Origin of the sequence: Sphingobacterium sp. UBA7625, assembly GCF_002484085.1 — a bacterium.
In the GTDB taxonomy this organism is placed as follows: domain Bacteria; phylum Bacteroidota; class Bacteroidia; order Sphingobacteriales; family Sphingobacteriaceae; genus Sphingobacterium; species Sphingobacterium athyrii.
This window is the reverse complement of sequence record NZ_DLJD01000021.1, coordinates 32782-47179: the sequence shown is the minus strand read 5'-3', so window position 1 is coordinate 47179 and position 14398 is coordinate 32782. Positions and strand designations below refer to the sequence as shown.

15 protein-coding genes and 1 pseudogene are annotated in these 14398 nt (G+C 41.8%); 13 read left to right on the top strand and 3 right to left on the bottom strand.

Annotation, left to right across the window (positions count from 1 at the left end):
• The first annotated feature begins 45 nt into the window (after nucleotides 1-45).
• From B4G94_RS07645 to B4G94_RS07585, 13 genes and pseudogenes are all read left to right on the top strand, one after another.
• Nucleotides 46-627, top strand: coding sequence for a GNAT family N-acetyltransferase (locus B4G94_RS07645; protein ID WP_286858087.1), 582 nt, complete (start codon nucleotides 46-48; stop codon nucleotides 625-627).
• A 180-nt stretch (nucleotides 628-807) separates the two neighbouring features.
• The gene (locus tag B4G94_RS07640) at nucleotides 808-3246 is read left to right on the top strand and encodes a TonB-dependent receptor (RefSeq protein WP_286858085.1); all 2439 of its coding nucleotides are present in this window, start codon (nucleotides 808-810) and stop codon (nucleotides 3244-3246) included.
• A gap of 114 nt (nucleotides 3247-3360) precedes the next feature.
• Nucleotides 3361-3771: a hypothetical protein gene (locus B4G94_RS07635; protein WP_286858083.1), complete on the top strand. Its 411-nt coding sequence runs from the start codon at nucleotides 3361-3363 to the stop codon at nucleotides 3769-3771.
• 159 nt (nucleotides 3772-3930) lie between these two features.
• On the top strand, nucleotides 3931-4233 hold the full coding sequence (ureA, locus tag B4G94_RS07630; RefSeq protein ID WP_077435612.1) for an urease subunit gamma: 303 nt from the start codon (nucleotides 3931-3933) through the stop codon (nucleotides 4231-4233).
• Between the two features lie 19 nt (nucleotides 4234-4252).
• Nucleotides 4253-4558, top strand: a pseudogene (ureB, locus tag B4G94_RS07625) (urease subunit beta); the annotation flags it as partial.
• Between the two features lie 65 nt (nucleotides 4559-4623).
• Nucleotides 4624-6345, top strand: coding sequence for an urease subunit alpha (ureC, locus tag B4G94_RS07620; RefSeq protein WP_286858080.1), 1722 nt, complete (start codon nucleotides 4624-4626; stop codon nucleotides 6343-6345).
• 156 nt (nucleotides 6346-6501) lie between these two features.
• On the top strand, nucleotides 6502-7086 hold the full coding sequence (locus B4G94_RS07615; RefSeq protein ID WP_286858078.1) for a hypothetical protein: 585 nt from the start codon (nucleotides 6502-6504) through the stop codon (nucleotides 7084-7086).
• Between the two features lie 9 nt (nucleotides 7087-7095).
• Nucleotides 7096-7641, top strand: a complete 546-nt coding sequence (locus tag B4G94_RS07610; protein WP_286858077.1) for an urease accessory protein UreE — start codon at nucleotides 7096-7098, stop codon at nucleotides 7639-7641.
• 13 nt (nucleotides 7642-7654) lie between these two features.
• Nucleotides 7655-8344, top strand: coding sequence for an urease accessory protein UreF (locus B4G94_RS07605; protein WP_108632382.1), 690 nt, complete (start codon nucleotides 7655-7657; stop codon nucleotides 8342-8344).
• 11 nt (nucleotides 8345-8355) lie between these two features.
• A complete protein-coding gene (ureG, locus tag B4G94_RS07600; RefSeq protein WP_286858075.1) occupies nucleotides 8356-8994 on the top strand; it encodes an urease accessory protein UreG in 639 nt (212 codons plus the stop codon).
• A 2-nt stretch (nucleotides 8995-8996) separates the two neighbouring features.
• Nucleotides 8997-9788 carry an urease accessory protein UreD gene (locus tag B4G94_RS07595; protein WP_286858073.1) on the top strand — a complete coding sequence of 264 codons (792 nt, stop codon included), beginning with the start codon at nucleotides 8997-8999 and terminating at the stop codon, nucleotides 9786-9788.
• Between the two features lie 42 nt (nucleotides 9789-9830).
• Complete coding sequence (locus B4G94_RS07590) at nucleotides 9831-10712, top strand: urea transporter (RefSeq protein ID WP_108632379.1); 882 nt, start codon at nucleotides 9831-9833, stop codon at nucleotides 10710-10712.
• Nucleotides 10713-10745: 33 nt separating this feature from the next.
• Nucleotides 10746-11546 carry a DUF2490 domain-containing protein gene (locus B4G94_RS07585; RefSeq protein ID WP_286858071.1) on the top strand — a complete coding sequence of 267 codons (801 nt, stop codon included), beginning with the start codon at nucleotides 10746-10748 and terminating at the stop codon, nucleotides 11544-11546.
• Here B4G94_RS07585 and B4G94_RS07580 read toward each other — a convergent pair.
• The 3 genes from B4G94_RS07580 to B4G94_RS07570 all read right to left on the bottom strand — a co-directional run bounded on the left by B4G94_RS07580 (nucleotide 11543) and on the right by B4G94_RS07570 (nucleotide 14358).
• The gene (locus B4G94_RS07580; RefSeq protein ID WP_282255568.1) at nucleotides 11543-12430 is read right to left on the bottom strand and encodes a helix-turn-helix domain-containing protein; all 888 of its coding nucleotides are present in this window, start codon (nucleotides 12428-12430) and stop codon (nucleotides 11543-11545) included. The two genes, B4G94_RS07585 and B4G94_RS07580, sit on opposite strands and share 4 nt — an antisense overlap.
• Before the next feature lie 427 nt (nucleotides 12431-12857).
• Nucleotides 12858-13388: a DUF1572 family protein gene (locus B4G94_RS07575; protein ID WP_286858068.1), complete on the bottom strand. Its 531-nt coding sequence runs from the start codon at nucleotides 13386-13388 to the stop codon at nucleotides 12858-12860.
• Nucleotides 13389-13614: 226 nt separating this feature from the next.
• Nucleotides 13615-14358 carry a GIN domain-containing protein gene (locus tag B4G94_RS07570; protein WP_286858066.1) on the bottom strand — a complete coding sequence of 248 codons (744 nt, stop codon included), beginning with the start codon at nucleotides 14356-14358 and terminating at the stop codon, nucleotides 13615-13617.
• Nucleotides 14359-14398: the final 40 nt, after the last annotated feature.

The window sequence follows — 14398 nt, the reverse complement described above, 5'->3', positions numbered from 1 at the left end:
GTTACAGATCCATTTGACAGTATAGACGCTAAAAATGAAAATAGTATGAATAAAATAGGCATGCAAAGGACAGATTCAAACAGAAATATCGTGATAAGTACGGTCACTGTTCAGGATATGGAAACTGTGTTACCTTATGTTATTGAATTTCGGAAACAGCTGTTTCCCATGCTTGACCCGCAAAAGATACCCAGGGATTTGCAGGACTTTAAACAGCTGTATCTGGATGGACAAACTGGAACATTTCTACAGGCAAGGGACAAGAGCGGAAAACTGGTTGGTGTGATCGGTATGCTCGCTTATGACTATCGTTTTCCGCATCTAGATTTGGACGCCCGGAAGACTGTCGAGGTCGCGCGTCTTTTTGTCGACCCCGATTACCGTCGTTCCGGACTTGGAACAGCACTTTTTCGCCAATTAACAAAGGTGGCCAAGGAAAAAGCGGTCGAAAGATTGTACTTACACACCCATCCTTTTTTGGCGGGAGCCCATGAATTCTGGTTAAAACAAGGATTCTATCTCAAAGAATTCTGCGATGAATCGGGCTTTCCGACAATTCACATGGAACTACTGCTGAGGCAGCCTAGTAAACTGATATGTTCAGCGGAACTGGAATTGTCAAAATAAGGCTATTCAGTTTTGTGAAGTGAATTCGCGCTGAATGCAAGAAATAAAATAAATCAGCAATAGAAGATAAAAAATAATTCCAGAGCAACTGTCCCTGTTTAGCATCTTATTTCAATAAGATCATCGTAGGTGAGTTTTAAACAGGGTATGTGCCATCTAGCTAATGAACAATTTATACAGATGAAAAACACAATGAAAGCACTCGCTTTCGCATTATTGGCAGGTGCTGTCACACCGGTGGCTGTTTACGCCCAACAGAGCTTTATGATTTTTGGGAAGATCCAGGATGAAAACGGAAATCCAATTCCAGGAGTGACTTTGACACTTGAAAACCAGGGACAAAAGATAAGTACTGCCACGAATGGCGAATTTGCTTTTGCTACGGCGACAACCTTTCCGGTACAATTGCGTGCCGAAGCGATCGGCTATAAATCACAGCTTCTTCGTATTGATGAGACTACCTGGAATCCGAAAAAAGGAATTCGACTCATGATGGAAGAGGGTAAGAGGACCCTGGATGAAGTATTGGTTACCGGCCGTCGTAATAATTCCTATTTGACCAACAACATGGAGTTGGGTGGTAAGTTCGCTGGAAAGCTGAAAGATCTACCACAATCGGTGGCTGTACTGAGTAAGGAATTTATTGAAGATAAGCAAGCATTTACAACGGGAGCACTGGTGCAGGACCTTGCGGGTGTCACTGAGGCTTCATCTTATGATGATGTGGTGATCCGTGGTTTTAAAAGCGGTTATGAAACCGGAGTCCGTTTGGTGAACGGGCTACGTTCGGGCTATGGTTACGGCAATAGTTATTATAATTCCCCACTAACCATCAATCTCGAAAACCTTGAGGTGCTGAAAGGCCCTGGAGCTTCTCTATTTGGCGACATTGTACCCGGTGGTACCATCAATATGACGACGAAAAAGCCTTTGGAAGATTTTAAAGGTCATGTCAGTTTTGCTGCTGGAAGTTTTGAAACGATGCGCACAACAGTAGATCTCGGCGGTCCCTTGGATAGTGCAAAACGAATTCTCTATCGTTTCAATGCAGGCTATGAAGATACCAAAACCTTTCGTGATGTGAACCGTCAAAAACGGATGATGCTGGCGCCTTCATTTACATTTAAACCCGCTGCGGGGACGACCGTAGACATCGACGTGGTATATAATCAATTCAACGGTTATCTGGATCGGGGAATGGGAATAAAGGAAAATAACTTTTATGCCCTGCCACGTTCGTTTACTTTAAGTCAGCCTTCTGATTTCTATAACTCCAAGACTTTTTCATTTAGTGGACGATTGGCGCAAAGACTGGCAGAAAATGTGAGCCTGAACCTGAGCTATATGAAATCCATCTATCAGGAAGATGTCAACGAGCACCGTACGCTAAATACTTTTGCGGACGCCCCCCATAATACCATTATGAATATGCGTTTCTTTGACCGCCATGGTCGTGATTATACCGACAACGTCGTTGGATATATTAAATGGGATCTGCTAGGGGATAAAATTGACCACCATATCGTTGCGGGGATCGACTTCGCACAGTATCGTGGTGACAAAGAAAATCAGTTACGGGAAGCCAGACAGCAAACTGTGGATGGCAAAGTGGTGCCATTGACTTTTGACATGAACAACCCGACCTATACCAAACATGATCTGACCAACTACGTCTGGCGTACACAGGTCGCTTATCCTTTTTTGAGTCCCTATAAAACGACCGGTAAATACATACAGGATCAGATCAGTATTGCCGATCGTCTGAAATTAATTGTGGGGTTGCGGCATGAACATTATTCTTCGGAAACTATCGATGGACAGAATCGCTTCCATGCTACACAAAATGCCTTGTTGCCCCGTTTTGGTCTGACTTATGGAATCAACAAGCAGATTAATTACTTCGCAAGCTACTCGCGGGGTTTTGTACCGGTAGGCGCTAATTTTATCCAGAACTATAAAGACTATGGTGCGGACAAAGCTTTTGAAGCTGAACGCAGTTTTCAAATTGAAACAGGGCTGAAAACGGGCTTTTTTAAGGACCAGCTGCAAATGGATCTTTCCTTGTTTCAGATCGAGCGTAGAAATATGCTTATCGCGACAGGGACAATCAATGACTCGGGATTACCAGAGTATAGACAATCTGGCAAAGCATTGTCGCGGGGAGTTGAGTTGGATGTTCGTGGACAGCTGACCAAAGAATTCCAGGTGATGGCAAATTATACGTTTAACCATACCGAAGTGAAGGCCTCTTCTGTTGCTTCTGAAGTCGGGCAGGCGCTACCGGGAGCGCCTAAAAATATGGCCAGTGCCTGGTTAAAATATGTCTTCTCCAATACTTCCTTAAAAGGACTTGGCTTTGGTACCGGTGTTTATTATGTTAATAGCAAACGCATGGACAATAGTATTGGGAAGGATAGCGAAGGAAATGCTCTTTGGGGACAATGGCCTTCTTATACGACAGTTAATGCGGCGGCTTATTATCATATCGGTGCCATGAAAATGGCGCTTAACCTAAACAATGTATTTGATAAATACTATTTTTTAGGGGGATTTGACTATACACGTGCCTTCGCCGGGGCACCAAGAAACATTATGGTTTCAATTGGTTATTCCTTTTAGCTAAAAAAAGCAATCAAAGCAGGTTTTTCGACAAATTTAGACTATTTAATTCAAGATTTGTACTAGTGAAGTGGCCTGCTTTGGTTGTAAATTTGGACAACAAATAATAGGATTGTGAATACAATGATTAGGCATAGTTTAGTTTTTATAGTTTTTCTTTTGAGCGTCCTGCTCCTGAAAGGAATGACTATTTCTGAACAGCTTAAAATTCATAATTCCTCGGGTATCTATCTGGATTTGTCCAGCACCCATAAACAAATTGACAAAGGTGCTGATCAACCTGAACGGGAGAATATAGTTGCCGCTGTACACGATCATGACCTTTATGATGTCAGTGAACAGGTCGACTTAAAAGATGAATGGAGTAAGCTCCTCGGTTGGACCGTATTGTACATTTGTCTTTTTATATTTTGCTATCCTGTATGTCTCAACATGCGGAATAACAGAACACCTTACATGGATCGATTGATCCTACCACCAAAATACATTCTTTTCCAAAGTTTAAAGATCCCATTTCAGGGATAATCCTTTCCTTTTCTTACAACGCTGAGAACTGATACGCTATGCCGTAAACATTTGCTATGGGCTTCGTCTATCAGCTTTTTTGAACGATTTTTTTAAATCGTCAGGGCTTGTACTGACTTGTTTTCGACTGAAATAACAACAATTTAAATAATATTTTATATGCATTTATTACCTAGAGAGACAGAGAAGCTATTGCTTCATCTTGCCGGTGAACTAGCGAAAAAACGTAGAGCTAGAGGACTTAAACTTAATTATCCGGAGTCTATTGCATTGATCAGCAGTGAGCTTCTGGAAGCTGCACGTGATGGCCGTACTGTGGCTGATTTAATGCAGTATGGCGCGACATTATTGACACGAGAGGATGTCATGGAAGGTGTACCCGAAATGATTCACGATGTGCAGATTGAGGCGACTTTTCCGGATGGTACCAAGTTGGTTACCGTTCATAATCCGATTCGATAATTGTTAAAAAAGAGAATTTATGATTCCAGGAGAATTTTTTATAGCGGATGGCCATGTCATCTGTAATGAAGGTAGAGAGGTTACGACGATTACCGTAACAAACACAGGAGATAGACCAATTCAGGTGGGTTCACATTTTCACTTCTTTGAAGTGAACAAGATGATGGAATTTGACCGTGCAAAAGCTTTTGGCAAGCGATTGAATATTATTGCAAGTACAGCGGTGCGTTTTGAGCCGGGAGAATCCAAAGATGTAGAATTGGTTCCGTATGCAGGTGCCAGAAGAATCTACGGACACAACGACTTGGTCAACGGTGATACCGAAACCGAAGTCGCGAAAGAAAATGCAATGAAAAAAGTGAAAGAACAAGGCTTTAAAAACAAAGTATCATGAGTTTAAAAGTTAGCAAAGTAAATTATAGTGCCATCTTTGGTCCGACAAGTGGCGATAAAATCCGTTTAGGCGATACAGACATCATTATCGAAGTCGAAAAGGATTATGCTTATTATGGCGATGAGGCAAAATTTGGCGGTGGTAAGACCGTCCGTGACGGTATGTGTCAATCTTCGGTTCACACACGTGATGAAGGTACCTTGGACATGGTGATCACAGACGCTATCGTGATTGACCACTGGGGAATTGTGAAAGGTGATATCGGTATCAAGGATGGTAAGATTGTCGGCGTCGGCCGTGCCGGAAATCCGGATACCATGGATAACATTACGCCAAATATGATTATCGGTGCATCTACCGAAGTGCATGGTGGATCTGGCTATATCCTAACGCCAGGCGGTATAGATACCCACATTCACTATATCAGTCCTACACAGGTTGAAACAGCCCTATACAGTGGTATTACCACCATGATCGGCGGTGGTACCGGTCCAGCAGATGGTACAAATGCAACCACCGTAACACCAGGAAAGTGGAATATCCGTCGTATGATGCAAGCGGTGGAAGATCTACCGATGAACTTTGGCTTCTTCGGAAAAGGAAATGTGGGAACTGAACAACCTATTGTTGAGCAGATTGAAGCCGGAGCTTTGGGGGTTAAAATTCACGAAGACTGGGGAGCAACACCCGCAACAATTGATAGAGCATTAACGGTAGCTGATAAATACGATGTACAGGTTGCTATTCACACCGATACCTTAAATGAAGCGGGTTTCTTAGAGGATACCATTCAGGCGATCAACGGCCGTGTCATCCATACCTTCCATACCGAAGGCGCTGGTGGTGGTCACGCTCCGGATATCATCAAATCAGCAATGTATCCAAATGTATTGCCAGCTTCCACAAATCCGACACGTCCATTTACAAAAAATACGATTGATGAGCACTTGGATATGTTGATGGTTTGTCACCACCTGAGCAAGGAAATTCCTGAGGATGTGGCTTTTGCCGATTCGCGTATCCGTCAGGAGACAATCGCTGCTGAAGATGTATTGCAAGATCGTGGTGTATTCAGCATCATGAGTTCAGATTCGCAGGCAATGGGGCGTGTAGGTGAGGTTATCACACGTACTTGGCAGACAGCGGACAAAATGAGAAAACAAGTGGGGCCGCTACCTGAAGACGAAGGAAAAAACAATGATAACTTCCGTGCACGTCGTTATGTCGCAAAATATACAATCAACCCAGCGATTGCACATGGTATCTCGAAATACGTGGGTTCTATCGAGCCGGGTAAAATCGCGGATATGGTCATCTGGCGCCCAGCTTTGTTTGGTGCTAAACCAGAAATGATTATCAAAGGTGGTATGATCATCGCATCCAAAATGGGGGATGCCAATGCATCCATTCCTACACCACAACCGATTATCTTACGTACAATGTTCGGCGGATTGGGAAAAGCTGTTCATAACACCTGTTTCAACTTTGTTTCCAAAATTTCATTCGAAAACGGCATTAAAGAGGAATATGGCTTAGCAAAAGGCTTACTTCCTGTAGAAAACTGTAGAAATATCTCCAAAAAAGATATGATCCACAACGACGCTACGCCCGAAATTATCGTTAATCCGGAGAACTATGAAGTAAGTCTGGATGGAGAAATTTTGCGTTCACAGCCGATTGATACCGTTTCTTTAGGACAGTTGTATTTCTTGTTTTAAGCTGAATGGTGACTACGATGGCTTGATCTTGCATCAGGCCATTATAAATGAAAAACACATGAATAAAACGGTCATGAGCCAAACATAGCGCTGATGATCAATGGGTAAAGTAAGGCTCATGATCGTTTTATTGGCTTTAAAAACAACGATATAGCAATGAAAAATTTTAAAAAATTTTTGGGATGTTGTCTGGCAATAGCATGCTTTTCGATACAATCAGCTTCTGCTCAAAAAGGCGGAATCATGCTATATGGTTCGCTCAATTACCATGAAACCGCTGCTGGCCACCAATTTAGTGCGGCACCAGTGGGCGTAGGCTATTTTTTTAATGACAACATGAATGTGGGGATAAATTATGGATTCAACAACGCCTATACGAAGGCGCTTGACTTTACAGATCATTCCCATGAAGTTGGTCCATTCTACAGCAACACCTGGCCGTTAGGGGAACATTTTATGTTGATCGGTCAAGTGGATGCACATTACATCTGGGGCGACCAACATGTTGTTAATGCATCCGGAGGCATGGTGGATGGAAGCTACAATGGTTTCCTTTTCAGAGTATACCCGTTGGTGGGTATTAACCTGGGAAAAGGCTGGGCTTTGAAAGCAAAAGTCGCGGAGCTCTCTTACAAGAAGAAGCATGGCAAGGATGCTGTTATTCCAAATGATCACGAAGTGATTACAGGAATCAATGGCTCAACTGTGGGATTGGGATTGTCAAAAAATCTATTTTTTTAAAGAACGAAAATGATTATCACAGAAATCACAAGGAATATCAATCGCGAGCAGACCTATAAGCGTCATGATCTGCTGTCGATTGAATGGTATGAATCCACCAAACGTATTCAACGTCTTCGTACAGCGGAGGGAATGGATATCGCTGTAAAATTATTGGGCAATACTTCCTGCTTGCAGGACGGCGATATCTTGTATGAAGATGAAGAAAAAATAGTTGTGGTTACCATCAGACCTTGTGAAGTCATTAAAGTTACGGCAATTGATTTCCTTGAGGTTGCTTTTGTCAGCAGTGAAATCGGAAACAAACATTTGCCTCTATTCGTAGAGGCAAATGAATTGCTGATGCCCTACGAACGCTCTATGTATGAGTGGTTGGCCAGAAATGGATTTGACCCTATATGTTGTATGCATCAGCTGTTGAATCCACTGCATGCAAACGTAGATCCGAAACATCACCAAAAGTTGAAATTTTCGACAAAAAATATTCCCCTGTTCATTAAAGAAAAAGAGGATACTGGGACAGCGCCGACGGTCGCATCTACAAATAATGAATAAATAATTTATGTCAATGAAAAATACTTTTCTGGGCAAGTTGCTCCATCTTGCAGATCCAACACTACCGATCGGTGGATTTACCCATTCAAATGGGCTGGAAACCTATGTGCAGCAGGGTTTAGTCTGTGATAAAGCAACTACGGACAACTATGTGCGCCATAATTTATGGTACAATCTAAAGTATAACGATGCTGCCCTGATGAAATTGGCTTACGAGGCCACCACATCCGAGGATTTAAATGCATTGATCGCTTTGGATCAGGAGTGTACTGCATTGAAGAGTCCAAAAGAGATCCGGGAAGCCAGTAAAAAACTGGGCGTACGCATTTACAAAATATTTAGCCGTTATCAACAACAGGATTTTGTTGTTGCCTGGGGCAAATTGATTCAGAAAAAGGAAGTCGATAGCCACTATTGCTTGATGTATGGTATGCTGGCTTCTTTATTGGAAATTCCATTGGAAGAAGCCTTACATGGCTTTTACTACAATGCAGCTATCACCATGGTGACGAATGCCGTGAAACTCGTGCCGCTCGGGCAACTCGATGGCCAGGATGTTCTTTTTGGGCTGCACGATGATATACTTGAGCTCTGTCTCGAGACTTTAGCCGTTGAAAGAAATTTAGTGGGGCTGTGCAATATCGGATTTGATATCCGATGCATGCAACACGAACGATTATATTCTAGGGTTTATATCTCTTAAAATCAAATAAAATGGAAAATAGAAAATATGTTAAGATCGGTGTAGGCGGTCCTGTGGGTTCCGGCAAAACAGCGTTATTGGAAAGATTGAGCAGACGTCTGGTGGATGAGTTAGATCTGGCGGTTATTACAAATGATATTTACACCAAAGAAGATGCAGAGTATATGGCAAAAAATAGCTTATTACCCCGCGAACGTATTATCGGTGTTGAAACAGGTGGTTGCCCACATACCGCGATCCGTGAAGATGCGAGTATGAATCTGGAAGCGGTAGACGAACTGGCCAGCCGGTTTCCCGATCTGGAACTTATTTTGATTGAAAGCGGGGGCGACAATCTCACTTCGACCTATAGCCCTGATTTGGCAGATATCACCATTTTCGTCATTGATGTCGCTGAAGGTGAAAAAATGCCGCGTAAAGGCGGTCCGGCGATTACACGTTCGGATCTGTTATTGATCAATAAAAAAGACTTGGCGCCTTATGTGGGAGCGAGCTTGGAGGTCATGGAACATGATGCCCGTATGATGCGCAAAGGTGCTCCATTTTTGTTCTCCAATTTGAAAACTGGCGACGGTCTGGAAGAGATTGTGGGCTGGATCAAGAAATATGCATTGCTTCAAGATATTGAAGAACCTAATTTACTTCGTTAATTATGATTTGTTCTTTAGCCGTCAAAATAGCACATCGTGAAGGGAAATCCTTTATGAAGGATGCTTATGTCACTCAACCTTTTCGCATTGTCCCTGTCGGTCAATATCAAAAAGACAATGCGGCTTATTTGATGATCATGAGTTCCTCACCGGGATTATTGGATGGTGATGATCATCAGATCAAAATTGATATTGCGCCAGGAGCAAAATTACAGTTGCAGACGCAGGCTTATCAGCGTCTGTTTCACATGAAGGGGCATTCTTCGCAGACAATGCAGGTGACTTTGGGCGAAGATTCCGTGTTTTCCTATGTTCCTCACCCCGTAGTACCTCAACATTCCTCTCATTTTTTGAGTCACAACATTATCCATCTTGATTCCAATTGCCATCTACTACTGAGTGAAATCGTGACCTGTGGAAGGAAAATGTCGGGGGAGGAATTTCAATACAATCATTTTCAGAACCTGACGGAATGTTATGTGAATGGTCGACTCGTTGTCAAAGATAATGTGCTGTTACAACCGGACCGTATGCCCATTCAGGGACTGGGCATTCTGGAAGGATATACACATCAGGGAACGCTGATCTATCTGAATAGTGCCGGGTTAAGTCCGGATGAATGGATCGAAGCATTTTATGAGAAATATGGAGAAACCAAGGATGTTGCCTTTGGCATCAGTGGCTTGCAGCATGATGGTTTTATGGTGCGGGTACTGGGCTATGGTGCTGAGCAGCTTTATCTTCTTTTTAAAGAAATGCAAAGTGCATTGTGGGAAAAATTATTCCTGAATTAAATAACGGGGCTGAATACAATTTTTAAATAACAAATTATTCGAATGAAAAATAACATCCTAGCTTTTGTTAAAGCTTTTTTTAAAGGATTTGGACAGATTATGTTACAGGGTAATAGCTGGACTGGTGTACTGTTTATAGGGGCTATCATCTATGACTCGGCACTCATGGGATTTGCCGGGATCCTTGCAAATCTGATCGGGGTAATAACAGCGAAATTGATGAAATTTGATGAGGACCATATCAATGATGGGCTCTTTGGATTTAATGCCACATTATATGGGATTGCGCTGGTCTTTTATTTTCAGGCCAATATCTGGGTATGGGCTGCCTTGATCATCGGTTCTGCATTGACGACGATTTTAATGGGCTTTGCACTGAAGAAAAATATTCCTGTATTTACGTTTCCTTTTATTATGATCACTTGGATTGCGTTATATGTACTGAGTATTCCTGAATTGGCCTTACGCACGGTTCCCGAACATTTTGTAGATATTGAGGAAATGGATGATTTCCTTATCGAGGGACATGCCTTTGGTCAGGTTATTTTTCAGGGGAGCTTAGTCGCGGGATTAATCTTTTTCATTGGTGTTTTTATCAGTAAGCCAATCGCGGCGTTATATGCCTCTGCAGCTGTCATTATTAGTGTTTATATTTCGCATCATGGGCATGAATCAACCGATATGACCAATAATGGGATCTTTAGCTTTAACGCAGTTTTATGTGGAATTGCTTTGAGTGGCCAACGTGTCAGAGACGGTGTGTATGTATTGATCGCCGTTGTTATCGCTACTTATTTCGACCATTTCCTGATTCATAACGGTTGGGCTACCTTAACTTTTCCTTTTGTGGTTGCGATGTGGGCAATAGAGCCTGTTAAGCGGCTTGACAATTGGCTGGTGGTCAAGTTTTCGGCAACGGCCTAGACTGCATGGTCTTTTTTTACTTAAACTTTATCTATGTTGAAATTTCGTTTCATAAAACTAATCCCAATAGTGCTTTTTTTGGGAATTCATATTAATACCGTTTATGGGCAGGTAAGCCCACCCGGGCTGGGGAAAGCCAAAACGGCCTCTTGGTCAGTGTTAGGACTCAGACGGAAGCTGGACAGTGCCGGAACAAAGGAAGCGCTGACTTATATCGGTCTGGGAACAAAAAGTACGCCCGATGATTCCGATCCTTTCCATAAACAGGCGATCTGGGTGTTGAACCATGAGGTTTATCACAAATTTGCCCCTAATCAGCAGTATAGTTATGCGTTGAGCTATAGACGTCAAAATGTATATGATGAAACAGCACCCTACCACAATGAAGGAGTTGAACAGGAATTCCGATTGTATGGACGTTATGCGTATACTTTTAAGCTGGCTGAGCGCTGGAAATGGAAAAATACACTGCGGCAGGAGTTCCGGAAATTTTTTACTGCGGACTTTCACAAAGCGGAAGAGAATTTTCAGTTTAGAACCCGGCTGAAATCGCAGGTGAATTTTAAAATCTCCGATAAAAATAAGCAGGAACTGGCACTGAGTGCCGAGGGGCTTTTTGCGATCAGTAAACTGAATGAACCGGATACTTGGTCGAGCTTTGGTTACAAGGAAACACGTTTGGGCTTTTATTACATGACAGATATCCCAAAGACGCCTTTACGACTGGATGTAGGTTACATGAATGATTTGATCAAGGGCTATGATCAAGTGGATTTTGGCGTGCATTATCTGGCGGTTGACCTCATTTGGAACCTGCCTTACCATAAACATTAGTCTGCCATAAACTTATGTTTTCGATAATCACTGGGTGAATACCCGGTGATTTTTTTAAATAGCCTCGTGAAATAGGAGGGCGATTGAAACTTCAACTCGAAAGCTATTCCCGCAATATCTCTCGTGGCATCCTGCAAAAGGATCTGGCTATGCAGGATACTGATTTCTGTAATCCATTGCTTGGGCGGTTTATTGGTTGCCTCCTTCACACATTTGTTTAGGTAATTTTCCGAGATATGCAATAGATTGGCGTAAAACAATACATTTTTATGGTCGATATGGAACTTTTGGACATATTCACGAAAGCGAAATGCAATATCTAGTTGTCTACTCATCGGTGCCTTGGTTTCGATATCCGATTTGATGACCTTCAATAAGATGCACTGCATCATCGAGATACATACCTCCATCACGCGACCTTCGGTAAAAAGCTCTTCCTCCAAAAGAATCAGCATTTGCTGAATCCAATTGGCAACATGCGGCTTTAACGTAGTGAAGGGATGGGAATTGAAAAATTTGATGTCATTGATCCCAAGTTCGATATCAGTGACAATTTCGTTTTCATAAACCACAAAAAAACCTTCAACATCATCGGAGATCGCCAACGTTGCGGTGATATTACCTTGCTTGATATTGATGACTTGGTATTCAGTCAGTGTATAGGAGGCTGATTCCAGGTGTTGTGTCAGGGAGCCTTTTGTTACGAAAATTAGAAAATTAAATGTAGTACGATAAGGAATGACGGGCATTAAAATGCTCCGGAGATAATTTTCAATTCGATAAACCTGGATTTTACTTTCGTTAAATAGATTATGCTCAGAAACATCAGGTAAGAATAACTTTTTATATTCGTAATTGTTGATGATCTTAATTGAATTTTTCATCGATATAAATTTGTTTTTCAATTGTGATGAAGCTATCAGATTTATTCATCGAGTATATGTTTTAAACGGTATTCATGAGCTCGTTTTGCTCGGTTATTCAATCCCCAATGTGATTAAATAAATCATGATGGTTTCATCTGTAAATAATTATAAATTACCTATCTACGCTCAAGTGGATCAATGAGCTCCCCGCGCTTGCTATTTGTTTTACAACCCTAAACAAGCTAATTTCCATGGGATTGACTCGTAAAGGAATGAGTAATGGTAGATCATACAAATATAATCAAATGTTTGCAAAAGCAGGACTAAACAACTGCTTTCCATGGAATGTTTTAAACAGATTTATAGTCTATCATCTCGATTGAAAAAGAGAAGAAAGAAATGCTGCCCAATTGTTTGTTGGGCAGCGAAAATCGACAGGTATATTTTATACTTTTTTGCTTTGACCAAATTTTTCTTGATTAAATTCCGAAGATTTTCCTTTCGGAATGGATAAAGAGGACCATTGTTCATCTCTACACATTTTTCCGATATAAACAATTTGTCCCACATGATATGGGTAGTGAGCAAGCTGACGGTGGATGGCCGCCAATACGGAATGCCCTTCTCCCCGGATAAAAATTGTTTTTGATAGATCCTGCTCATTCAGAGACTCAAGGGCATGGAATAAACGATCCCAGCCTTCGTTCCATAGCGCGATAAGCTCCGCTCTTTCCATCGCTGTGTTTTCGAATTCCATATCGCGGTTTCTTCCTTCTTTTTCACCGTCAGTATTCAAAAAATCAGTCCAACGCGAAAGCATGTTCCCATGTAGATGTTTCACTATGAGAGCAATACTGTTACTTGATGGGTTGAATTGCCAGAACAATTGCTCATCGCTCAATTGAGCGAAGGTTTTGTCTCCCAAAGATTTGAATTCTCGAAATTGCTTGAGGCTACTTGCTAAAAAATTATCCATTGGATTGAGTGTTATGTGTGCTTGTGTTTCTTAGCACAAGATACAAAAATATCCGATGATATCCGGAGAATTGACTCAAGTAAATGGTTGTTGGAGGAACAGCCTGGCCCAGTTTCTGGCTGATGAGGGAAGGGCGGAAAAAAGGTGGCACTGGGGAAGGCGCCACCTTTAGCTAACTAAACATTAAACATAAATAAACAGTCTTTTTTAAAGACCTAAACTAAAATTACATAACGACTCGGCCACTTGTCGATTTGTTAACTTGGACATTTCGTGGCTGATTTTTTAAGGAGATCTTTGCCGAGGTTGAAACTTTACCGTGTAGATTGTCCTTAACACTTAGGGTTACACCCGAGGATGTGCTGGCATTGACCTCTGCATTGGTAGTTGTAAAAGCGGCCATGTCAACTAAAGTAGAGGAGTTGGCATTTAAATCCAGATTCGTCGCACTTCCTGCAATTTCCTGTCTTGACGAACTTGTGGAATTCACCGTTAGATTTTTTGCACTTACATCAGCCGTTAACCTACTCGAGGAACTTGTCGAAAGTGAAATATCATCGGCAATTAATTTTTTAAGTGTAATTCTGGCCGATGAAGAAACATTGACAGCTATTTTGTTTGCCTTGATGGTTTCGTTGCTGTAGATTGATCCACTGGAAGAAGCCGAAAAACTTGTCGGAATTTTACTTGAATATACCGTAACACGGTTGTTTCTTGCATTTCTGATCTGTGAATTCCGTTTATATTGTACATGTAATATGCCATTTTTTACATTTGTCTCTATCAACGACAGATGCTCCGCATTGTCCGCTTCAACAACAACTTCATTGCGATTGGAGTGAACGTAGTCAACACGTAGTGATGTCGCTGCCGAAATGCCATCCGGAGCGGAAATCTTACGGGTTTCACGTTCTTGGGCTTGGGCAACGTATAAAAAAGAAATAAAGGCGATAGTTAAAATTCTTTTCATGGTTTTGTCTATTAGTAGTTTTTAATTCTATGCTATAATA